The sequence below is a fragment of the Geodermatophilus sp. SYSU D00766 genome, assembly GCF_054049915.1.
This window is the reverse complement of sequence record NZ_JBJGYI010000053.1, coordinates 1-20,648: the sequence shown is the minus strand read 5'-3', so window position 1 is coordinate 20,648 and position 20,648 is coordinate 1. Positions and strand designations below refer to the sequence as shown.

25 protein-coding genes and 1 pseudogene are annotated in these 20,648 nt (G+C 76.5%); 12 read left to right on the top strand and 14 right to left on the bottom strand.

The features are described from left to right. Positions 1 to 93: 93 nt before the first annotated feature. On the bottom strand, positions 94 to 873 hold the full coding sequence (locus ACI8AD_RS23225; RefSeq protein WP_456872893.1) for an endonuclease/exonuclease/phosphatase family protein: 780 nt from the start codon (positions 871 to 873) through the stop codon (positions 94 to 96). 26 nt (positions 874 to 899) lie between these two features. On the opposite strand from ACI8AD_RS23225, the gene ACI8AD_RS23220 reads away from it, so the two are divergent. Then, entirely contained in the window at positions 900 to 1,469 is a 570-nt protein-coding gene (locus tag ACI8AD_RS23220; RefSeq protein ID WP_456872892.1) for a nucleotidyltransferase family protein, read from the top strand. Here the strand turns inward: ACI8AD_RS23220 and ACI8AD_RS23215 are convergent. Both ACI8AD_RS23215 and ACI8AD_RS23210 read right to left on the bottom strand, forming a co-directional pair. Continuing rightward, positions 1,459 to 1,758 carry a DUF202 domain-containing protein gene (locus ACI8AD_RS23215; RefSeq protein WP_456872891.1) on the bottom strand — a complete coding sequence of 100 codons (300 nt, stop codon included), beginning with the start codon at positions 1,756 to 1,758 and terminating at the stop codon, positions 1,459 to 1,461. The genes ACI8AD_RS23220 and ACI8AD_RS23215 overlap by 11 nt on opposite strands. After that, entirely contained in the window at positions 1,755 to 2,114 is a 360-nt protein-coding gene (locus ACI8AD_RS23210; RefSeq protein WP_456872890.1) for a YidH family protein, read from the bottom strand. Before ACI8AD_RS23210 ends, ACI8AD_RS23215 begins: the two co-directional genes overlap by 4 nt. 109 nt (positions 2,115 to 2,223) lie before the next feature. On the opposite strand from ACI8AD_RS23210, the gene ACI8AD_RS23205 reads away from it, so the two are divergent. Beyond that, positions 2,224 to 2,619, top strand: coding sequence for a cold-shock protein (locus ACI8AD_RS23205; protein ID WP_456872889.1), 396 nt, complete (start codon positions 2,224 to 2,226; stop codon positions 2,617 to 2,619). On the opposite strand, the gene ACI8AD_RS23200 is transcribed toward ACI8AD_RS23205, so the two are convergent. Both ACI8AD_RS23200 and ACI8AD_RS23195 read right to left on the bottom strand, forming a co-directional pair. Beyond that, on the bottom strand, positions 2,620 to 3,129 hold the full coding sequence (locus ACI8AD_RS23200) for a DUF2771 family protein (RefSeq protein ID WP_456872888.1): 510 nt from the start codon (positions 3,127 to 3,129) through the stop codon (positions 2,620 to 2,622). Beyond that, a complete protein-coding gene (locus tag ACI8AD_RS23195; RefSeq protein ID WP_456872887.1) occupies positions 3,126 to 4,694 on the bottom strand; it encodes an MFS transporter in 1,569 nt (522 codons plus the stop codon). Before ACI8AD_RS23195 ends, ACI8AD_RS23200 begins: the two co-directional genes overlap by 4 nt. Positions 4,695 to 4,868: 174 nt before the next feature. Between ACI8AD_RS23195 and ACI8AD_RS23190 the strand changes: the two genes are divergently transcribed. Next, on the top strand, positions 4,869 to 5,669 hold the full coding sequence (locus ACI8AD_RS23190; RefSeq protein ID WP_456872886.1) for a DUF3027 domain-containing protein: 801 nt from the start codon (positions 4,869 to 4,871) through the stop codon (positions 5,667 to 5,669). A 21-nt stretch (positions 5,670 to 5,690) separates the two neighbouring features. Here the strand turns inward: ACI8AD_RS23190 and ACI8AD_RS23185 are convergent, their stop codons facing one another. Beyond that, on the bottom strand, positions 5,691 to 6,128 hold the full coding sequence (locus ACI8AD_RS23185; protein ID WP_456872885.1) for an Lrp/AsnC family transcriptional regulator: 438 nt from the start codon (positions 6,126 to 6,128) through the stop codon (positions 5,691 to 5,693). A 139-nt stretch (positions 6,129 to 6,267) separates the two neighbouring features. On the opposite strand from ACI8AD_RS23185, the gene ACI8AD_RS23180 reads away from it, so the two are divergent. After that, positions 6,268 to 7,575 carry an ArgE/DapE family deacylase gene (locus ACI8AD_RS23180; protein WP_456872884.1) on the top strand — a complete coding sequence of 436 codons (1,308 nt, stop codon included), beginning with the start codon at positions 6,268 to 6,270 and terminating at the stop codon, positions 7,573 to 7,575. A 7-nt stretch (positions 7,576 to 7,582) separates the two neighbouring features. On the opposite strand, the gene ACI8AD_RS23175 is transcribed toward ACI8AD_RS23180, so the two are convergent. Further along, positions 7,583 to 7,834, bottom strand: coding sequence for a DUF2530 domain-containing protein (locus ACI8AD_RS23175; protein WP_456872883.1), 252 nt, complete (start codon positions 7,832 to 7,834; stop codon positions 7,583 to 7,585). 100 nt (positions 7,835 to 7,934) lie between these two features. Between ACI8AD_RS23175 and ACI8AD_RS23170 the strand changes: the two genes are divergently transcribed. The 7 genes from ACI8AD_RS23170 to ACI8AD_RS23140 all read left to right on the top strand — a co-directional run bounded on the left by ACI8AD_RS23170 (position 7,935) and on the right by ACI8AD_RS23140 (position 14,477). Then, the gene (locus tag ACI8AD_RS23170) at positions 7,935 to 9,494 is read left to right on the top strand and encodes an NCS2 family permease (protein WP_456872882.1); all 1,560 of its coding nucleotides are present in this window, start codon (positions 7,935 to 7,937) and stop codon (positions 9,492 to 9,494) included. A gap of 33 nt (positions 9,495 to 9,527) precedes the next feature. Continuing rightward, positions 9,528 to 9,962: a MarR family winged helix-turn-helix transcriptional regulator gene (locus ACI8AD_RS23165; RefSeq protein WP_089405160.1), complete on the top strand. Its 435-nt coding sequence runs from the start codon at positions 9,528 to 9,530 to the stop codon at positions 9,960 to 9,962. Next, positions 9,959 to 11,242, top strand: coding sequence for an MFS transporter (locus tag ACI8AD_RS23160; RefSeq protein ID WP_456872881.1), 1,284 nt, complete (start codon positions 9,959 to 9,961; stop codon positions 11,240 to 11,242). The genes ACI8AD_RS23165 and ACI8AD_RS23160 overlap by 4 nt, the downstream gene beginning before the upstream one ends. Before the next feature lie 103 nt (positions 11,243 to 11,345). Beyond that, positions 11,346 to 11,753 carry a hypothetical protein gene (locus ACI8AD_RS23155; protein WP_456872880.1) on the top strand — a complete coding sequence of 136 codons (408 nt, stop codon included), beginning with the start codon at positions 11,346 to 11,348 and terminating at the stop codon, positions 11,751 to 11,753. A gap of 26 nt (positions 11,754 to 11,779) precedes the next feature. Further along, on the top strand, positions 11,780 to 12,331 hold the full coding sequence (gene thpR / locus ACI8AD_RS23150) for an RNA 2',3'-cyclic phosphodiesterase (protein WP_456872879.1): 552 nt from the start codon (positions 11,780 to 11,782) through the stop codon (positions 12,329 to 12,331). A gap of 830 nt (positions 12,332 to 13,161) precedes the next feature. Beyond that, complete coding sequence (locus tag ACI8AD_RS23145) at positions 13,162 to 13,542, top strand: hypothetical protein (RefSeq protein ID WP_456872878.1); 381 nt, start codon at positions 13,162 to 13,164, stop codon at positions 13,540 to 13,542. Then, entirely contained in the window at positions 13,542 to 14,477 is a 936-nt protein-coding gene (locus tag ACI8AD_RS23140) for a hypothetical protein (RefSeq protein WP_456872877.1), read from the top strand. The genes ACI8AD_RS23145 and ACI8AD_RS23140 overlap by 1 nt, the downstream gene beginning before the upstream one ends. Before the next feature lie 24 nt (positions 14,478 to 14,501). Here ACI8AD_RS23140 and ACI8AD_RS23135 read toward each other — a convergent pair whose 3' ends face one another. Continuing rightward, positions 14,502 to 15,470, bottom strand: a complete 969-nt coding sequence (locus tag ACI8AD_RS23135; protein WP_456872876.1) for an aldo/keto reductase — start codon at positions 15,468 to 15,470, stop codon at positions 14,502 to 14,504. Between the two features lie 28 nt (positions 15,471 to 15,498). Between ACI8AD_RS23135 and ACI8AD_RS23130 the strand changes: the two genes are divergently transcribed. After that, complete coding sequence (locus ACI8AD_RS23130) at positions 15,499 to 16,311, top strand: thioesterase family protein (protein ID WP_456872875.1); 813 nt, start codon at positions 15,499 to 15,501, stop codon at positions 16,309 to 16,311. Here the strand turns inward: ACI8AD_RS23130 and ACI8AD_RS23125 are convergent. From ACI8AD_RS23125 to ACI8AD_RS23100, 6 genes and pseudogenes are all read right to left on the bottom strand, one after another. Next, the gene (locus ACI8AD_RS23125) at positions 16,308 to 17,123 is read right to left on the bottom strand and encodes a methyltransferase domain-containing protein (RefSeq protein WP_456872874.1); all 816 of its coding nucleotides are present in this window, start codon (positions 17,121 to 17,123) and stop codon (positions 16,308 to 16,310) included. The two genes, ACI8AD_RS23130 and ACI8AD_RS23125, sit on opposite strands and share 4 nt — an antisense overlap. A gap of 68 nt (positions 17,124 to 17,191) precedes the next feature. Beyond that, complete coding sequence (locus ACI8AD_RS23120; RefSeq protein WP_456872873.1) at positions 17,192 to 17,752, bottom strand: TetR/AcrR family transcriptional regulator; 561 nt, start codon at positions 17,750 to 17,752, stop codon at positions 17,192 to 17,194. Between the two features lie 56 nt (positions 17,753 to 17,808). Next, entirely contained in the window at positions 17,809 to 18,570 is a 762-nt protein-coding gene (locus tag ACI8AD_RS23115) for an ABC transporter permease (RefSeq protein WP_456872872.1), read from the bottom strand. Continuing rightward, on the bottom strand, positions 18,567 to 19,289 hold the full coding sequence (locus ACI8AD_RS23110; RefSeq protein WP_456872871.1) for an ABC transporter ATP-binding protein: 723 nt from the start codon (positions 19,287 to 19,289) through the stop codon (positions 18,567 to 18,569). The genes ACI8AD_RS23115 and ACI8AD_RS23110 overlap by 4 nt, the downstream gene beginning before the upstream one ends. A 97-nt stretch (positions 19,290 to 19,386) precedes the next feature. Further along, complete coding sequence (locus ACI8AD_RS23105) at positions 19,387 to 20,421, bottom strand: hypothetical protein (protein WP_456872870.1); 1,035 nt, start codon at positions 20,419 to 20,421, stop codon at positions 19,387 to 19,389. Further along, positions 20,422 to 20,648, bottom strand: a pseudogene (locus ACI8AD_RS23100) (NAD/FAD-dependent oxidoreductase); the annotation flags it as partial.

Here is a 20,648-nt window from a genome sequence, read left to right as displayed (position 1 = left end):
CCCCCCCCGGGCCCCCGCCCCCCCCCCCCCCCCCCCCCCCCCCCCCCCCCCCCCCCCCCCCCCCCCGGCCCGCCCCCCCGGGACGGACGCCGGTCAGGTGGGCTCGACGTCGACGACGAGCGCGCGGTGGTCCGACAGCGGCAGCCGCACCGCCTCGGCCGGGCCGGTGGCGGCCAGCCGGCCGCGGGCCAGCACGTGGTCGAGCTGCCGGGCCGGCACCTCCGCCGGGAAGGTCAGCGCCCTGGCGAGGGGCCGCAGGCCGCTGACGAGGGTGGCCTTGCGCGGCTCCATGTTGAGGTCGCCCAGCACGACCAGCGGCTCCCGCGTCCCCCGCAGTGAGCGCACCAGCCGGCGCAGCTGCACGGAGTTCCAGTACGGCACGAACGACAGGTGCGTGCAGGCGACGGTGAACTGGCCGTGCGGGCCGTCGAGGACGGCGGCCACCGCCACCCGCGGCTCCTCGCTGACCAGCATCGGCCGCCGCGCGCCGCGGAACCACACCGGCACCCGGCCCGGCAGCGCCGGCAGCCGCACCACCCGCCAGGACACCACCGGGTGGCGGGACAGCAGCGCGATCCCGTAGCTCGCCGAACCGGGCTGCTCGTCGCCGGTGGCCGCCATCCAGGTGCCGCCGGGGGTGCCCGCCAGCGCGGCGACGAACTGCGAGTCGACGGCGCCCATCGCCTCGGCGGCCACGGCGGTGAGGTCGGCGTTCAGGGAGCGCGGCTGGTCGCGGTCGACCTCCTGCAGCGCCAGGACGTCGGCGTCGAGCGTCTTGACGGCGGTGGCCAACCGGTCGACGTCGACCCGGTCGTCCTCGGGTGTGCGGCCGTGCAGGATGTTGAAGGTGGCGATGCGCACGAGGAGTGCCATGCCCGGAGGCGGGTAGCTGCACGCGCGTGCAGCCCTCCGACCGCGACGAGATCCGTGACCTGCTCAAGCGCGTCGCCGTGGCGCTGAAGGAGGGCGGGGTGCCCTTCGCCCTGTGCGGCGGCTACGCCGCGTGGGTGCGCGGCGCCCCCGAGCCCGACCACGACGCCGACTTCCTGGTCACCGCCGAGGAGGCCGAGCGGGCGACCAAGGTGCTCGCCGACGCGGGCCTGCAGGTGGAGGACCCGGCCGAGGACTGGCTGACCAAGGTGGTCCAGGGCAACTCGTTCGTCGACGTCCTGTGGCGCACCTGCGGCCGGCCGGTGGAGGCCGACCTCATCGAGCGCGCCGAGGACCGCCCCGTGCTCTCGGTGCACATGCCGGTGCTGGCGGCCACCGACATCCTGACCACCAAGCTCATGGCCCTCGACGAGCACTACTGCGACTTCGCGCGGCTGCTGCCGGTGGCGCGGGCGCTGCGCGAGCAGGTCGACTGGGCCGAGGTCCGGCGCGAGGTCGCCGACAACGACTTCGCCGTCGTGTTCCTCGAGCTGCTCGGCCGCCTGGGCGTCGTCGACCGGGAGGTCGTCAGCGGCTGAGCACGCTCACCGCGGCGGCCACGGCCGCCGCGGCCACCGCCGCGGTGGCGAGCGCGACCGGGACCGGCGCCGCCGCCGGCCGCCGGTCCAGCTCCCGGGCCCGCCACGGCGCGAGCCCGGTGAGCACGCCCAGCCCGAGCGCGGCGACGGCGGCGCCGAGCAGCAGCGGGGCGGTGGCGCCGGCGCGCAGCCCGTGGTGCCCCAGCAGCGCCGCGATGCCCAGCAGGCCGAGCCCGGTGCGCTGCCAGGACAGCCGCGTGCGCTCCGGCTGGGTCTCCCGGCCGCTCACCGCGCGGCGACCTCGACCGCGAGCAGGACGGCGACCAGCAGCAGCACCAGGACGACCGCGGTGACGAGGGCGACGGTGCCGCGGGCCGCCGGTAGCGGCCGGTCCTCGGCGATGGCGCGCCCGTTGCCCCGCCAGCGCGCGTAGCCGGTCAGCGCCGCACCCAGCCCCGTGCCCACCAGCGCCAGGCCGGCCGCGCCGCCGCCCCAGGAGGTGCCCAGCGAGGGGACGTAGGACGCCACCGCCACGCCCGCGGCGACCAGGGCCAGGCCGGTCCGCAGCCAGGCCAGCAGCGTGCGCTCGTTGGCGAGGGTGAAGCGGTAGTCCGGGTGGCCGGGGAGCCCGTCGGCGGGTGGCACCGGGCCAGGCTAGGCGCCGCGTGCGGCTAACCTGGGCCCAGCGGCGACCGCGCCGCCGTCCGCCGGCCTCCGGGCCGGGCCACCCCGCGAGCGACCGAGGGATCTCACCGTGCCCACCGGCAGAGTCAAGTGGTTCAACCCCGAGAAGGGGTTCGGCTTCCTCTCGCGCGAGGACGGGCCCGACGTCTTCGTGCACAAGGACGCCCTGCCCGCGGGCACCGCCGAGCTCAAGCCCGGCCAGCGGGTGGAGTTCGGCATCGTGGCCGGCCGCCGAGGGGACCAGGCGCTGCAGGTCCGGGTGCTCGACCCGCTGCCGTCGGTGGCGGCGAAGGTGGCGGAGTCACGCCGCAAGAAGCCCGACGAGCTGGTCCCGATCATCGAGGACCTGATCAAGCTGCTCGACGACGTCTCGAACTCGCTGCGCCGCGGCCGGCACCCCGACCGCGCCGAGTCGCGCAAGGTGGCCGCGGTGCTGCGCGCGGTCGCCGGCGACCTGGAGGCCTGACTAGGGCGACCTCGGCGCCTGACCCGCCGGGGTCGTCGGCGCCGGCTCCCCGAGGTCGCCGCCGGCGCGCAGGAAGCCGACCGGCCACGAGCCGGTGAGCAGGCACTCGCCGTGCCGGTCCTCGACGACGACGAGGTAGAACGCCGGCGGGACGACGTCGGAGCTGTCGACGTCGAACGCGGTGGTCCCGGCCTCGACGTCGACCTCGCCCAGCCGCTCCTGCAGCTGCTCGTCGAACACCTGCACCGACCAGCCGTTGGCGGCGACCTCCTCGGGCACCGTGAGGGTGATCGGGGTGTCGGGGGAGACCTCGACCACCGGCGGCGTGACGTCGTAGCGCTGCCCCTGGCCGGACGCGCAGTACTGGCTGGGCCGCGCGGTGACCTCCTGCGGGCCGGCGCTGACCGTGACCTCCGGCGGGGTGGCGGCGGCGGACGAGCCGCACGCGGCCAGCACGGCGGGGAGCGCACCGGCGAGCAGGACGGCGGTGGCGCGGGGGAGCGTCCTCACGGGCGGGGTGCCTCCGGCACGGTGGGGGCCCCGGGCGCGACGACGGCGCCGGGGACGGTGGGGGCGTCCGGGTCGACCGCGGTCCACCGGCGCCGCCGCGGGTTCCACAGCACCAGGCCGACGGCGAGGACGAGCAGCGACGCCGCGACGGTGAAGCCGAGCCAGCCGATCGGGGGCAGCGCGATCCCGACGGCGCCGCCGGCCACCCACGCCAGCTGCAGCACCGTCTCGGACCGGGCGAACGCCGACGCGCGCAGGCTCTCGGGCACCTCGCGCTGGATGATCGCGTCGAGGGCGACCTTGCCCAGCGCGTTGGCGACGGCGGAGACCCCGGCGACGAGGGCCGCGGTCGCCAGGCCGAAGAAGACCGCGGCCAGCACGGTGACCGCGGCGGCCGCGCCGGCCGACCAGACGACCACCCGGTCGGGGTCGGCGGCGTGCAGCCGGGACCCGATGCCGGTGCCCAGCACGCTGCCGGCGCCCGCGGCCCCGGCGATCGCGCCGAGCGCGAGCGTGGACTCCCAGCCGCCCTCGACGGTGGCCTGCACGAGGAACGCCGAGAAGATCGTGAGGAACCCGCCGAGCCCGCGCAGCGCCGCGTTGGCCCGCAAGGCCAGCACCACGTGCGGGTTGACCGGGCGCCGCCGCCGGCCGGCGACCGGCAGCTCGTCGGTGCTGAGCACGTCGGCGGGCTGCTCGCCGGTGGGGACGTCGACGTGGCGCGGCAGCCGCACGGCCAGCACACCGGTCATGGTGAAGACGCCGGCGGTGACCCACAGCAGCGGCGGGAAGCCGAACGCCCACGCGATGCCCGCGCCGAGGCCGCCGGCCACCCCGGCGGTGACCAGGCCGAACACCGACAGCCGGGCGTTGGCCGAGGTCAGCGACATCGCCGAGGGCAGCACCCGGGGGACGACGGCGGCGCGCAGCACGTTGTGCGCCTTGGACAGCACCAGCACGCCGAGCGCCGCCGGGTAGAGCCACCAGTCGTCGTGGTGGGCGGCCATGACCAGCGCCAGCACCGCCCGGCCGAACGAGGCCGCGCCCAGGGCCCACCGGCGCCCGCGCTGCAGCCGGTCGAGCAGCGGGCCGATCACGGGCGCGACCACGGCGAACGGCGCCATCGTGACCAGCAGGTAGAGGGCGACGTTCCAGCGCTGGGCGTCGGCGGCCGCGGCGAAGAACAGCGTGCCGGCCAGCGAGACGGCGATCATCGCGTCGCCGGCCATGTGCAGCGCGTTGACCCACAGCAGCTGGGTCAGCCCGCTCTCGCCGGCGCCGTCGGCGCGGCTGGCCGCCCGCACCCGGGCGACCCCGGCGCGGGTCAGCTCGCGGCTGCGGGCCACGGCGACGCGGGTGACGGTGACCCGCGGCGCGGCGGCGGGCTCCGGCCCCGGTGCGTGAGGAGGCACCGGGGGCAGCTCGTACGGAGGCGGCACGGAGTTCGGGGGCGGCGCGGAGTACAGGGGCGGCGCGGTGTACGGGGGCGGCGCGGTGTACGGGGGCGGCGCCGCGGCCTGCGGCTGGGTCCCCGGCCGGGGCAGGTCGAGCGGGGTGGTGTCCATGCGGTCGGCCGGATCCGGCGCGGACCGCCCGCGGCGCAGCGGACCCCGGCGGGACCCGGGCGGGCGCGAGGACGGCACGCCCCCATCGTGCCGCACCTCCCTGGCAGTCCGGGCGGGTGTGATCACCCCGACCGGCCGCTCGGTCGCGCGCCCGCCGTCTGGGACGATGGGCGGGTGCACCCCGAGACCGCCCCCGCGGGCAGCGACGTGCTGACCGCCGCCGTCGACGTGGCCCGCGCCGCGGCCGAGGAGACCGCCGGGGACCCCGGCCTGGTCGGCGAGCACCTCGGCGTCACGGCCGAGCCGCTGGGGTCGCCGGCCGAGGGCGTCGCGCCCGAGGCGCTCGGCGCCGTGCTCACCCACTCCTTCGCCACCCGCCAGCCCGGCTACGTCGGCTGGCACTGGGCGGTCACCCTGGCCGCCGTGCCGGGCGAGGACCGGGTCACCGTCGACGAGGTCGTCCTGCTGCCCGGCGACGCCGCGCTGCTCGCCCCGGCGTGGGTGCCGTGGCACGAGCGGCTGCGCCCCGGTGACCTGTCGGTCGGCGACGTGCTGCCGGCCACGGAGGACGACCCCCGGCTGGTGCCCTCCTACACCGCCGACGACGACGCCGCGGCCGACCCCGAGGCGCAGGCGGTGGCCACCGAGATCGGGCTGGGCCGCGAGCGGGTGATGTCGGCCGAGGGCCGTGGTGGCGCCGCCGCCCGCTGGCTGGCCGGTGACTTCGGCCCCCGCGCGCCCATGGCCCGGCAGGCCCCCGGCCCCTGCGCCACCTGCGGCTTCTTCCTGCCGCTGGCCGGGTCGCTGCGCACGCTGCTCGGCGCCTGCGGCAACGAGTACTCCCCGGCCGACGGCCGGGTCGTCGCCGTCGACTACGGCTGCGGCGCGCACAGCCAGGCCACCCTGCCGGCCGGCGAGCCCACCGAGGTCGTCACCTCGGCCCGCTACGACACCGCGGACTTCGACGTCCTGTAGCCCCGGCCTCCGGCGCGGACCTCAGGCGCGGGAGCGGTCGATGAGCCGGGAGAGGACCACCGCGCTCTCGGTCCGCGCGACGGTGGGCAGCGCCCGCAGCCGGCGGACGGCGCGCTCGAGCTCGGCGGTGTCGCGCGCCTGCAGCCGCAGCACGGCGTCGGCGGTGCCGGAGATCGTCGTCGCCTGCACCACCTCGGGCACGTCCTCGAACTGGCGGCGCACCTCCTCGGGGTCGGGCGCGCCCTCGCAGTACACCCACACGTAGGCCTCGACGTCCCAGTCGAGGACGGCGGGGTCGAGCACGGCGGAGAACCCGCGGATGGCCCCGGTGCGCACCAGGCGGTCGACCCGGCGCTTGACGGCCGGCGCGCTCAGCGACACCTCCGCCCCGATCCGGCCGTAGGTCGTGCGGGCGTCCCGGAGCAGCCGCTGCACGATCGCCCTGTCCAGCTCGTCCACCGTGCTCCTCCGTTGCGTCCACCCTGCTGCAGACGCAACGGATCGTAGGGAGGACGCACCGTTTCGGGCTCCCGCCGGACGCCGCGTGTCCCTAGCGTCTCCCGCGCCCGCCACGGTGGCGGGGCGCGGAGGAGGAGTCGTGACACTGACGGGGTCGTGGGCGCCCGAGACGAGGGCCCCGCGGGGGAGCACCAGCCGGGCCGAGGAGGCCGTCCTCGACGCGCTCGACGTCACGGCGCTGCACCGCACGCTGGTCGACCTCCTGCGCGTGCCCAGCGTCACCGGCAGCGACGCGGAGTCCGAGCTGCTCGCCGCGCTGGCCGAGCGCACCGCGCGCGCCGGCATGGACGTCGACCACTGGCGGCTCGACGTCGACGAGCTCGCCGGGCGCCCCGGCTTCCCGGGCACGGAGGTCCCGCGGCGGGAGTCCTGGGGGCTGGTGGCCACGACCGGCGACGACGCGGGGCCGACCGTGGTGCTGCAGGGCCACGTCGACGTCGTCCCGCCCGGGGACCTGCGGCGGTGGGCCGGGGACCCCTGGACCCCGCGGGTGTCGGGCCCGCGGCTGCACGGGCGCGGCGCCTGCGACATGAAGGCCGGCGTGGCCGCCAACCTCGCCGTCGCCGAGGCGGTGCTGGCCAGCGGCGTGCGGCTGCCCGGCCGGCTGGCCCTGCACCTGGTCGGCGGGGAGGAGGACGGCGGCCTGGGCGCCTTCGCGACGCTCGCCCGCGGCCACCGGGGGGACGCCTGCGTCATCACCGAGCCGACCAGCGGCACCCTCACCACCGCGGCCGGCGGTGCGCTGACCTTCCAGCTCGTCGTCCCGGGGGAGCCGGCGCACGGCAGCGCCCGCTGGGCCGGGCGCAGCGCCGTCGAGCACTTCGTCTTCGTCGACGCCGTGCTGCGCGAGCTCGAGGCCGAGCGCAACGCCGTCGTCGACCCGCTCATGGCCGAGTACCCGATCGCGCACACGCTCTCGATCGGCACCGTCGTCGCCGGGGACTGGGCGAGCACCGTGCCCGACTCGCTCACCGCCACCGGGCGGCTGGGCGTCCGCCTCGACGAGGACCCCGCGCAGGCGCGCGCCGCCGTCGAGGAGCGGCTGGCCGCCGCGTGCGCCGAGCACCCCTTCCTGCGCTCCCACCCGGTGGAGGTGACCTGGCCCGGCGGGCAGTTCGCGCCGGGGCGCACCCCGGCCGGGGCCCCGTTGCGGCAGGTCGTGACCGCCGCGCAGGAGGACCTGACCGGCACCGCGCCGCGCGAGCGGGGCGTGCCCTACGGCAGCGACCTGCGGCTCTACGCGGCCGAGGGCGTCCCGACGCTGCACTACGGCCCCGGCGACGTGGTGCACGCGCACTCCTACGACGAGCACGTCGACCTCACCGAGCTGACGGCGGTCACCCGGGTGCTCGCCGTGGCGACGGTGCGCCTGCTGCAGGCCGGCTGAGCGGGGGCTACCGGTCGTCGCCGGGGTCGCGCCGGCCGAGCTGGCCCTGCCAGCGCATGATCGCCAGGCCGACGAACGGGAGCACGATCCCGGCGACGCACGTCCAGGTCCACACCCGCGCCACCCGGTCGCCGAGCAGCAGCACGACCACCAGGGCGACCCCCCACAGCGCCGTGCCCGCGAGGACGACGCGGGCGGTGTCGACGCGCAGCGGGGGAGGGGCCGGCTTCAGCGGGCGGCCGGAGGCAGGGCGGGACACGACGCCGACCCTAGGCGGCGCCGCCCGGCCGGGAGCGCGCCCGCCGTGTGGCACGCTGTCGCCGCTCACCGCCCGGCAGCAGCAGTCCGCAGGAGCCCGCATGCCCGAGAAGTCCCGACGGTCCCGGAGCGCCGGCGCCACCGCCGCGCCTGCTGCGCGGGCCACCCCCGCCGCGAGCGCCCAGGCCACCGGTGACACCCCGGCCGACGTCGCAGCGGCCGGGACGCGGCCCCGCCGCAGCGCCGGTCCGCAGCTGCGGCCGCGCAACGGGGTGGACCGCTACTTCGGGATCAGCGCGCGGCGCAGCACGGTCGGCCGCGAGGTGCGCGGCGGGCTGACCACCTTCTTCACGATGGCCTACATCGTGGTGCTCAACCCGATCATCCTGTCGGGGGCCGACGTCACCGGCGCCACGCTGCCCTTCGGGGCGGTCGCGGCGGTCACCGCGCTGGTCGCCGGGGTGCTCACCGTGCTCATGGGCGTCGTCGGCCGCTACCCGTTCGCGGTGGCCACCGGCCTCGGCATCAACGCGATCGTCGCCGTCTTCGCCGCCACCCAGCTGTCCTGGCCGGAGATCATGGGCCTGGTCGTGCTCGAGGGCCTGCTCATCACCGTGCTGGTGCTCACCGGGTTCCGCCGGGCGGTGTTCGAGGCGATCCCGCCGCAGCTGAAGACCGCGATCGCCGTCGGCATCGGCTTCTTCCTCACCATCATCGGCCTGGCCGACGCCGGCGTGATCCGGCCGGGCTCGCCGCTGATCAGCTTCGGCATCGGCGGGCAGCTCGCGGGGTGGCCGCTGCTGGTCTTCGTCGTCGGCCTGCTCCTGACCGCCGTCCTGGTCGTCCGCCGGGTCCGGGGCGCGCTGCTCATCGGGATCGTCGTCACGACCGTGCTGGCGATCGTGGTCGAGGAGATCGCCGACGTCGGCCAGCGCGTCGGGGAGGAGAACCCGCGCGGCTGGGCGCTGCAGCTGCCGAGGTGGCCCGACGAGGTCGTCAGCGCGCCCGACCTGTCGATCGTCGGGGACTTCTCGCTGTTCGGCGGGTTCGAGCGGATCGGCGTCGTCGCCGCGCTGCTCATCGTCTTCTCGATCATGATCGCCGACTTCTTCGACACCGTCGGCACGGTCACCGCCGTCGGCGCCGAGGGCGGCCTGCTCGACGAGGACCGCAACCTGCCCGGCTCGCAGCCGGTGCTGCTCGTCGACTCGCTGGCCGCCGCGGCCGGCGGCGCGGCGAGCGTCTCGTCGAACACCACCTACGTCGAGTCCGCCTCCGGGGTGGCCGACGGCGCCCGCACGGGCCTGGCCAGCGTGGTCACCGGCGTGCTGTTCCTCGTGGCGATGTTCTTCACCCCGCTGGTGCAGATCGTCCCCTCCGAGGCGGCCGCCCCGGCCCTGGTGATCGTCGGGGCGCTGATGATCAGCCAGATCCGCACCCTCGAGTGGGACGACATGACCCTGGTCATCCCGGCCTTCCTCACCATCGCGCTCATGCCGTTCACCTACTCGATCACCAACGGCATCGGCGCCGGCGTCGTCACCTACGTCCTGCTGCGGGCGGCGACCGGCCGAGCCCGCGGGATCCACCCGCTCATGTGGGTGATCGCCGGGCTGTTCCTCGTCTACTTCGCCCTGGAGCCGCTCCAGCAACTGTTCTGAGCAGTGCTAAGGACCCCGGGTAGGGTGAGGGCCGTGACGAGGTCGACGCTGGACACCGCGGCGCTGGCCCACGACCTGCGGCTGGCCGTCATGCGGTTCTCCCGGCGGCTGCGCAACCAGCGGGTCGACACCTCCGTCACGCTCACCCACCTCGCCGCGCTGTCCACGCTCAAGCGGCACGGTCCGATGAGCCCGGGTGAGCTGGCCGCGCACGAGCGGGTGCAGCCGCCGTCGATGACCCGCGTCGTCGTCGCCCTGGAGGGGCGGGGGCTGGTCACCCGCACCCCGCACCCCACCGACGGGCGGCAGGTGGTCATCGGCCTCACCGACGCCGCCGAGGAGCTGCTCGGCGAGGAGGCCCGGGCCCGCGAGGCCTGGCTGTCGGGCCGGCTGCACTCGCTGACGCCGGAGAAGCGGGCCACCCTGCGCGAGGCCGCCGCGATCATGGAGGAGCTCGCCGGTGGGTGACGTCCACGGCTGCTGACCCGACCCCCGCGGGGCACGGCTCGTTCCGGTCCCTGCGGGTGCACAACTTCCGGCTCTACGCGTCGGCGAACCTGGTCAGCCTGACCGGGACCTGGATGCAGCGCATCGGCCAGGACTGGCTGGTGCTGCAGCTCTCCGGCGACAGCGGCGTGGCCCTGGGCGTGGTGACGGCGCTGCAGTTCGGGCCGACGCTGCTGCTGAGCCTCTACGGCGGGGTCCTGGCCGACCGCTACGACAAGCGCCGCGTGCTGGTGGTCACCCAGGCGCTGATGGGCCTGCTCGCGCTCGTGCTCGCCGCGCTCGTGGCCGCCGACGCGATCGCGCTGTGGCACGTGCTCGTGCTGGCCGCGGGCCTGGGCTCGGTGTCGGCGGTCGACGCCCCGGTGCGCCAGGCGTTCGTCCCGGAGATGGTCGGCCGCGACCTGCTGCCCAACGCCGTCGGGCTGAACTCGACCATCTTCAACGGCGCCCGGCTGGTCGGGCCCGCGCTCGCCGGCCTGCTCATCGGCGCCTCCGGCGGGGACACCGCGCCGGCGTTCGCCCTCAACGCCGCCACCTTCGCGTTCACCATCGGCGCGCTGCTGGCGATGCGGCCGGGTGAGTTGCGGCCGAGCGAGCCGGTGGCGCGCGGCCGTGGCCAGCTGCGGGAGGGCCTGGCCTACACCTGGGGCCGGGCCGACCTGCGCCTGGCGATGGTCCTGGCCTTCGTCATCGGGACCTTCGGCTTCAACTTCCAGGTGACGATCGCGCTCATGGCCCGCGAGGTGCTCGACCTCGGCGCCGAGGGGTTCGGCCTGCTGTCGACGCTGTTCGCCGTCGGCTCGCTGACCGGCGCGCTGCTGTCCACCCGCCGCAGCGCCCGCCCGCGGCAGCGCTTCCTGCTCGTCTCCGCGGTGGTCTTCGGCCTGCTCACCGTGGCCTGCGGGCTGGTGCCCGGCTCCTGGCCCTTCGCCGTCCTGCTGGTGCCCACCGGCGCGGCCGCCCTGGTGTTCAGCGTGGCCAACAACAGCTTCGTGCAGCTCGGCGCCGACCCGCAGATGAGGGGGCGGGTGATGGCGCTGTACTTCACCTGCTTCCTCGGCGGCACCCCGCTCGGCGCGCCGCTCATCGGCTGGGTGTCCGAGCACCTCGGCGCGCGCTGGGGGCTGGTCCTCGGCGGCGCGGTGGTCGCGCTCGCCGGGGCGGCGGCGGCGCTGGCGGTGGCCCGCGGGCGGCGGGTGCACGCGGCGGCCCCGGCCCGGCGGGTGCCGGCCGCGACCTGAGCCGCGCCCCTGAGCTGCGTGCCCGCCTGCGACGTGGCGGGCGGGGCGGCGCCGTCGTACCGTCGCGGCCACCCCACGCGGCCACCGTCTCACCGGAGTGACGATGACCTCCGCCCTGCTCCAGCTCGCCGGCATCACCGCGATGCTCGTCGGCGCCTTCGCCCTGATGGGACTGGCCTTCCGCCTGTTCTCCGGGCAGTTCCTGTCCGACCTGCGGGCCCGCCGCCGGGCTCGGGAGGGCCACCTGCCCGTGACGCCGGTGCACCGGCCGGTCGAGGCGGTCGTCGCCGACCTGCGCCGGCTGGCCCGCCAGCTCGAGGTGGTCCCGGCCGGGTCCCCGCAGGCGCGCCGGCTCGGGTTCCAGGCCGCCTACGACGACGTGCTGTGCGAGGCGGCCCGGCAGTTCGACGTCCCGACGACGCTCACCGGGTTGCCGCCGGGCTTCCCCCGCGACGTCGAGCGGCTGCGGGTGCAGACGGTGCTGTCCGACGCCGGCATGGTCGTGCGCTGAGCGGGCCGGCCCCGCTGCGGCTGTTCGTGGCGGTGACCCCGCCGCCGGAGGCCCGCGACTCCCTCGCCGCCGCCCTGGCGCCGCTGCGCGAGGCCCCCGGTGCCCCGCGCTGGGGCGACCCGGCCCGCTGGCACCTGACGCTGCTGTTCCTCGGCGCGGTGCCGCCCGGGCTGCTGCCCTCCCTCAGCGCGCGGGTGGGCGAGGCGGTCGCCCCCACCCCGCCGGCGGTGCTGCGGCTGGCCGGCGCCGGGCACTTCGGCTCCCGGCGCCGGCCGCAGGTGTGCTGGGCCGGCGTCGACGGCGACGTCGCCGTGCTCACCGCGCTCGCCGGCCGGCTGGCCGCCGCGGCGCGCGGGCTGGGGCTGCCGGTCGAGGACCGGCCCTTCCGCCCGCACCTCACCCTCGGCCGGTGGCACTCCCGCCGGCCCGCCGACGGCGACCTGCCCGACCGGCTGGCCGGCTACCGCGGGCCGGAGTGGCCGGTGCGCGAGGTGACGCTGGTCCGCAGCACCGGCGGTCGGCACGAGGTGCTGGAGGTCTGGTCGCTCGCCACGCGTCCTCGACCGGGGCCGGCCTGAGCCCGGGGGAGATGCGGTCGGGCTTGCGTCACGGCTGCGTCACCGTGGCGTCACCGCAGGCGTACGGAGTGTTGCGTCCGGCCCGGGCAGGTCCTTAGCGTCGTCCCACTCACAACACGTCACGGCCCCGGCCGCGAGAAGCGCGGAGCCGAGGCCGAGGACCCGCACGCCCGAGACGTCGGCGACCAGGCCGGTGCCGGACGGGGTGCGGCCACGGCGGGGGTGATCTCGTGTCCGGCTTGCGCACCAGGGTGGGGTCCGGGATCGCGGCGGTGCTGCTGGTCCTCGCCGGCTGCGGCGGTGGAGGGGACGGGGACACCCGGGCCGCACCCGCGTCCACGACGCCGGTCGAGCCGGCTCCCCCGGGCAGTCCGACCGGACCGTCGTCCGCGCCACCGACCGGACCGTCGAGCGCGCCGGGCTCCCCGGCACCCCCGGGAAGTGCGTCGCCGGAGGGGCCGGGCTCCCCGGCACCCGAGGCTCCGGAGCACCCTCCGTCGGGAACAGGTCCTCCGGCACCGCCACCCTCCGCGGACCCGTCGAGTGCGCCGGTCCCGTCGGCCTCCCCGCCGACCACAGGGAGCTACCCGCCGCCACCTCCTCCGCCTCCTCCTCCACCGCCTCCTCCTCCACCGCCTCCTCCTCCACCGTCTCCTCCTCCACCGTCGCCTCCTCCTCCTCCTCCACCACCACCTCCTCCTGAGCCCCCACCCGAGCCGGAGGCGCCGCCGCCTCCGCCCGAGCAGCCGGGGCCGGAGGCCCCAGAGCCGCCGGCGGAGGAGAAGCCAGCGCCCAAGACGGTCGGACTGCCGATCGGGGGTTCCCAGGACGTGTCACCGACGGGAGCGACCTGTGTCGACGTCGCCTACCTGGGGGACGAGGAGATCCCGGAAGGCGTCCGACTGACGGTCACGGACCTGTTCTTCGATCCCGATGTCCTCGACGTGGCGGACTCCGAGTGCGCCGAGCCCGACTGTCTCTCTGACGGATTCGACTTCGCTGTCGCCGATCAGTGCACCGTCGCGGTGAAGGTCGAGGATCCGTTGCCCGAAGGCTTCGACCCGCAGAGCGACGGGACTGTCTCCCTCGGCTTCGTGGGCCAGTTGCTCTGTCCGGCCGACGTCTCCTGCGATGACCTCATCGCCGAACTGGACCAACAGCCCGACACGGTCACGCTCACTGTGCAGCCCGCTGGTGCCGGCGAGGACTAGTGACGTCCCCGCCTCCCGACCCGGCCGCGTCCCTCAACCGGCTCGGCCAGGTCGCGGGATCGGTCGCGCAGGTCGTCGCACCGCTCAGCGTCCTGACCGCGCTGCTCTTCTACTTCGGCTACGCCTCCTCGCGGGCGCGGTACCTGTACTTCGGGGTCGACGTCGACACGATCGGCCTGAGCACGCAGGACTACGTCATGCGCAGCCCCGAGCCGCTGCTGACGCCGCTGCTGGTCCTGGCGCTCCTCGCCGTCGTCGTCGCGGTCGTCCACGAGCGGGTGCACCGCCGGGTGCAGGCCGCCCTGGCGGACGCGGCGAGCACCGACCCGAAGGTGGCCGCGGACGGGCGGGACCGCCTGGACCGGGGGAGCCGAGCAGCGCGGGCCGTCGTCGCCGCGGGAGACGCCCTCGTGGTCGCCGGCGTGCTGCTGCTCCTCGCCTACCCGTTCTGGGGCGACTGGGTGTACTACACGCTCGTGACCCCGCTGGTCATGGCGGCCGGCGCCGGACTCGCCCTCTACGGCAGGCGGATCGCGCGGTCGCTGGGGTCGGGGCCGCAGCGGTCGGGGCTGGTGACCGTCGTCCTCTCCGTGCTCCTGGTGATCAGCGTGTTCTGGGCGACGGCGACCTTCGCGGAGTGGTCCGGCCGGGGTGCGGCGCGCGAGGCGGCGCGGCACCTCGACCGCCTCCCGGCCGTCATCCTCGACACCACCGAGCGGCTGCACCTGACGTCCCCCGGCGTCCGCGAGACGACGCTGGAGGCGAACGAGGGGCAGACGTACCGCTACCGCTACCGCGACCTGCGGCTGCTGATCCAGGGCGAGGACCGGGTGTTCCTGGTGCCCGAGACGTGGGACGCCAGCGACTCCACCCTGCTCGTGCTCCTGGACGACTCGGTGCGGCTGCAGTTCCGCTTCCTCAACGACCCCCCGTGAGCGAGGTCGGGTCGCCGGGGCCCGTCACCAGGCGTACTCCACCGGAGCGGCCCGGAACCCGGGGAAGACCTCGTCGAGCCGGTCGAGCTGGGCCTGCTCGAGGGAGACCTCCAGCGCCGCGAGCGAGCCCTCGAACTGCGCCATCGTGCGCGGCCCGACGATCGGCGCGGTGACGCCGTCCTGGTGCAGCAGCCAGGCCAGCCCGACGTCGGCCGGCGCCAGCCCCCACTCGCGGCAGGCGTCCTCGTAGGCCTGCAGGGCCGGGCGGTGCCGCTCGACGCGGGCCCGGTTGCGCTCCTGGTGCCGGCGGTCGCCCTCCTGCTCGCCCAGCACACCCGCCAGCAGTCCCTGGGCCAGCGGGCTCCACGGGATGACGCCGATGCCGTAGTGCCGGGCGGCGGGCAGCACCTCGAGCTCCACGTGCCGGGTGAGCAGGTTGTAGTGCGACTGCTCGCTGACCAGGCCGAGGAAGTGCCGGCGGGCGGCGGCCTCGTTGGCCGCGGCGAGCTGCCAGGCGGCGTGGTTGGAGGAGCCGACGTAGAGCACCTTGCCCTGGGCGACGAGCGTCTCGCAGGCCTGCCAGATCTCCTCCCACGGCGTGGCCAGGTCGACGTGGTGGAACTGGTAGAGGTCGATCCAGTCGGTCTGCATGCGGCGCAGCGAGGCCTCGCACGCGCGCACGACGTTGCGGGCGGACAGGAAGGTGTCGTTGGGCCAGTCGCTCATCGAGCCGTAGACCTTGGTGGCCAGCACGGTCCGCTCGCGGCGACCGTCGCCCTGCGCGAACCAGGTGCCGAGCACCTCCTCGGTGCGGCCCTTGCCGGCCTCGAAGCCGTAGACGTTGGCGGTGTCGAAGAAGTTGACGCCGGCGTCGTGCGCCCGGTCCATGACGGCGTGCGAGTCGGCCTCCTCCGTCCGCCAGCCGAAGTTCATCGTGCCGAGGCAGAGGCGCGAGACGGACAGGCCGCTGCGTCCGAGGTGTGTGTACTCCACGTCTTGCGACCCTGGCACCCTGGCGGCCGTGCCGCAGACCGACACCGCCCAGTCCGCCTTCGACCGGGCCACCGCCGTCACCCGCACCGAGGGCGGCGGGTACCGCGCCGAGCTGGACCCGGGGTGGGACGTCGGCAACGGCGTCCTCAACGGCGGGTACCTGCTCGCCGTCGTCGCCCGGGCGGCGCTGCTGGACAGCCCGCACCCGCACCCGGTGGCGCTGTCGGCGAGCTACCTGCGCGCCACCCCCGGCGGCCCGGCCGACCTCACCGTCACCCCCGGGCCGGCCGGGCGGACGCTGGCGCACCGGACCGTGCTGCTCAGCGGCGCGGCCGGGCCCTCGCTCGCCGTCCAGGTGACCACGGCGGCCCTGTCGGCCGACCCGGCCGACTACTCGGTCAACCCGGCGCCGCGGCCGCCCGCCCCCGACGCGTGCGTGTCGACCCGGACCGGCGGGGGCGGGCCGGTCGTGGGCCTCGCCCGGCAGCTGGACACCCGGCTGGACCCGGCGACGGCGGGCTGGATCGCCGGCCGGCCCTCGGACACGCGGCTGCTGCGGGCCTGGATCCGGCTCGCCGACGGCCGCGACCCCGACCCGCTCGCGCTGCTGCTGTTCGCCGACGCGCTGCCGCCGACCGCGTTCGCCGTCGGCCGGCCGGGCTGGGCGCCGACCGTGCAGCTGCAGGTGCTGGTGCGCGCGCTGCCCGCGCCGGGCTGGTGCCTGGTCGAGTCCCGCTCCACCGAGGTGACCGGCGGGTGGTCGGACGAGGAGTGCCGCATCTGGGACTCCACCGGCCGGCTGGTCGCCCAGGCCCGGCAGCTCGCCCGCGTGGCTCGCTAGGGACTGTCCTCACGAACCGCGGACGCCCTCCCGAAGGCGAAGAAGACGGGAGCGAAGTACGTCGGCCGCGGCGTCGCGGCGTCCATCCGCGTCAAGGCGGACTCCCAGCGCCGGACGTCGTCCGCGGTGGCGAGCCCCTCGGCGACCAGTGCGTCGCGGGCCGCCCACGCCGGCGGTCGCACGCCCGGGGGCGGCCGGGCGATCGTGTAGCGGCCCTCGTGCAGCACGACGGTGAGACCGGCCCGGTCCAGCAGCCGGGCGAGGCGCAGGCCGGTCTGCAGGTCGTTGCCGCGACGCCGGTGCAGCTCCAGGTACGCGTCGTCCAGGCCCTCGAGGTCCGGGTCGCCGTCGAGGACCCGGAAGGCGGTGCCGTCGACGTCCACGAGGTAGACGCTGCCGCCCGGCCGTACCAGCTGCGCCAGGTGGTCGACGATGCGCTGCTCGTCGGGGCCGTTGTGCGCCAGGACGTGGCGCACCATCACGACGTCGACCGACCGTGGCGGGATGCCGGTGTCGGTCGCGCTGCCCGCCAGCAGCTCGACGTTGGCGGCGTTCGAGGCCGCGATGAGCCGCCGCGCCTGCGCGCGAGCCCCGTCCTCGCGCTCGACGGCGACGACGCGTCCGGCCGGCCCGACGACCCCGGCGAGGACGACGGAGACGGCGGCCGGGCCGCTGCCGACGTCGGCGACGACGGCCCCGGGGACGACACCGGCGCGCTCCCAGAGCTCGGCCTCGTCGCTGCGGGCACGCTCGGCCATGAAGCGGTAGCGCTCGACCTCCTCGTCGCTCACGGCGAGTGCGTAGTCGGTCATGGCGCCCCCTCGACCCCGGCAGGATGGCACGCCGACGGGCGGTGCAGGGGACGCTGCGGTGTCGCCGCTCAGTCCCGCCGGCCCGGGAGGAGGAGGTCGCCCGTCAGGTAGCGCTGCACGGTCGGGCCGACCGCGGCGACGACCTCCTCGCGGGACGCCGAGGCCAGCGGCTCCAGCTGGATCACGTAGCGCATCAGGACCAGCCCGGCGACCTGCGAGGCCACCAGCGCGCCGCGGGCCTCGCGCTCCTCGCGGGGCATGTCCAGCGAGCCGACCACCCGGCGGATGATCTTCGCCAGCACGAACTCGCGCAGCAGCCGCGCCGACCACTCGTGGTTGACCGCCGACCGGACCAGCGCCAGCACCGCCGACCGGCCCGGGCCGTCCCAGACCCGCAGCACCATGCCCACGACGGCGGCACCGCGCTCCTCCGGCGGCGCGGCGAGCACCTCGGGCAGGAACTCCTCGGGGTCCGCCGGCGCCTGCACCGCCGCCAGGAACAGCGCGTCCTTCGTGCCGAAGTAGTGGTGCACGAGCGCCGGGTCGACCCCCGCGGCGGTGGCGATCCCCCGGATGGAGGCGCCGTCGTAGCCGCGCGCGGCGAAGGCGGTGCGGGCCGCGGCCAGCACCGCCTCCCGGGTGTCCGGGTTGCCCGGCCGCCGGCCGGTCGGTCGCCGTGCGGCGCTCAGGTGGTCCTCCTCCGCAGGGTGGCCGCCGCCAGCGCGAGGGCGAGGACGGCGGCGCCGGCCACGATGCCGACGTCCCGCCACATCGTGCCCGTCTCCACGGCCGACCGCCCGACCTCCTGCAGGGCCTCCACCGCGTAGGTCAGCGGCAGCACGTCGCTGATCGCCTGCAGCCAGCCGGGCATCTGCGCGCGGGGCACGAGCAGGCCGCAGAGGAAGAACTGCGGCAGGACGACCACCGGCATGAACTGCACGGCCTGGAACTCGCTGCGGGCGAAGGCGCTGGCCAGCAGGCCGAGGGCGACGCCGAGGACGGCGTTGGCGACGGCGATGAGCACCACCAGCACCGGCGAGCCGGCGATGTCGAGGTCGTAGAGGGTGGTGGCCACGGTGACCGTCACGACCGCCTGCACCGCCGCGGCCAGGCCGAACGCGGCGCCGTAGCCCAGCAGCAGGTCCAGCCGGGACAGCGGGGTGGTCAGCAGCCGCTCCAGCGTGCCGGAGGTGCGCTCGCGCAGCATCGCGATGCTGGTGACCAGGAACATCACCACGAACGGGAAGACGCCGAGCATCGTCAGCCCGACCCCGTCGAAGGGGGACAGCGGCAGGTCGGCCCACAGCAGGTACAGCAGGCCCAGCAGCAGGCTCGGCAGCAGCACCATCAGCGCGATCGTGCGGCGGTCGTGCCGCAGCTGCCGCAGCACCCGGGCGGTGGTCGCCGCGGTCAGCCGCGGGCTCACGAAGGCGGTCGGCGCGCTCATGCCGCCACCTCCTGCTGCGCCCGCACCAGGCGGAGGAAGGACTCCTCGAGGTCGTCGGTGCCCGACTCGGCCCGCAGCCGCGCGGGGGTGGAGTCGGCCAGCAGCCGGCCCTCCCGGAGCAGCAGCAGCCGGTCGCAGCGGCCGGCCTCGTCCATCACGTGGCTGGACACGACCAGCGTGGTGCCGGCCGCGGCGAGGGCGTGGAAGCGCTCCCACAGCTCCACCCGCAGCAGCGGGTCGAGCCCCACGGTGGGCTCGTCGAGGACCAGCAGCTCGGGCTCGCCGACCAGCGCGCAGGCGAGCGAGGCCCGGCCGCGCTGGCCGCCGGAGAGATCGGCGACCAGCTGCCCGGCGGCGTCGGCCAGCCCGACGGCGGCCAGCGCGTCGTCGGCGGCGCGGGCGCCGCGGCCGTAGAGCGCGGCGAAGTGGCGGGCGTTCTCCCGCACGGTGAGGTCGGGATAGACGCTCGGCGCCTGGGTGACGTAGCCGACCCGGTGGCGCAGGCCGGGGGAGCCGGCGGGCTCACCGAGCACGGTGACCGTGCCCGAGCGCACCCGCTGCACGCCGACCAGGGCGCGCATCAGCGTCGTCTTCCCGCTGCCGCTGGGGCCGAGCAGGCCGGTCACCCGGCCCGCCGGGACGGCGCAGGACAGCTCGTGGAGCACCCTGCGGCGCCCGCGTTCCACGACGAGGTCGGTCACGGTGACGGCGTCGGTCATGTCGGCCTCCCGAGTGGCGAGAACTCAACGCCTGATGAACTCAACGGTAGATGAGTTCTATGCGCGGCGTCAACGGCCGGCCGAACGGGGGAGGGGATCAGCCGCGGCGGCGGGAGACCGCGTCGGCCAGCGCGATGAGCGCGAGCGGGACGACGCACCACAGGCCCAGCACCCACCCGGCCCGGGCCACGCCGTCGCCGTCGAGGTAGGCCAGGCCGCGCAGCGCCCGCACGGCCACGCCGGGGGGCAGCACCGACGCCAGCGGCTCGAGCCAGCCCGGCAGGTACTCCGCGGGGAGGCTGCCGGTGCTCGTGGCCGCGCCGACCGTCAGCAGCACCGCGGTGGCCACGAAGGTGCCCATCCCGCCGAGCAGCCGCAGGGCGAGCGCGGCCGCCGCGCCGGAGGCCAGCGCCAGCAGGGCGACGATCCCGGCCACCGGCCAGAACCCGGCGGGCAGGGCGTCGAACGCCCGGACCGACAGCCAGGCGCCCAGCAGGCCCGCCGCGGCGGCGAACAGGACGGCGCTCGCCAGCCGCAGCCGCAGCCGCTGCTTCGGGGCGACCTGGTAGCTGGTGATGCCGAACAGGAAGCCGCCGAGGACCACGCCGAACGCGGTGTGGTCGATCGCACGGCCCCGCTGGTCGCCCGCGGCCAGCGGCGCGACGTCGGTGACCGGAGGCAGGGTCCCGGTGCGCTCGGCGACCACCGGGCCGAGGACCGCGGTGAGGTCCTGCGTCACCGGCTGGCCGTGCGCCCCGGCGACGAGCAGCTGCGGGCCGGGCGGCCCGAGCACCAGCGCCGCGTGGACGTCGCCGGAGGTGACCGCGCGCTCGGCGGCGGCCGCGTCGGGCAGCTCCACCAGCCGCAGCGCCCCCGGCCGCGCCTCCTCCACCGCCGACCGCACCGCCGCGACGTCGGCCGACGGGCCGGCCACCCCCACCGGCAGGTGGTGCGGGCTCGCGGCGGGGAAGGCGGCCAGGTAGACGACGACCAGCAGCGTGCCGATGCCGACGGCCACCGCCGCCGGCAGGACGATGCCGCGCAGCCCCGCCTTCGCCGGGGAGCCGTCGGAGCGCTCCTCCTCGGCCCGCTGGTCGGTGGGTCCCGGCGGCGGGGCCAGCCCGGCGGGCACTCAGCGCCCGCCCAGCTCGGCGCCGAGCAGGTGCCCGGAGGTCCAGGCGCTCTCGACCTTCGACGGCGCCCGCCAGCCGTCGCCGCACGCGCCGACCCCGTCGACCAGGCCGAAGGGCTCCTCCCGGGGCGCCGACGGCCGGGCGAAGGTCCAGCGGTGCACGTGCGTCCAGGCCGGTGCGGCGTCGATGCCGAGCGCCCGGCACACCGCGGTGGTCACCTCGGGGG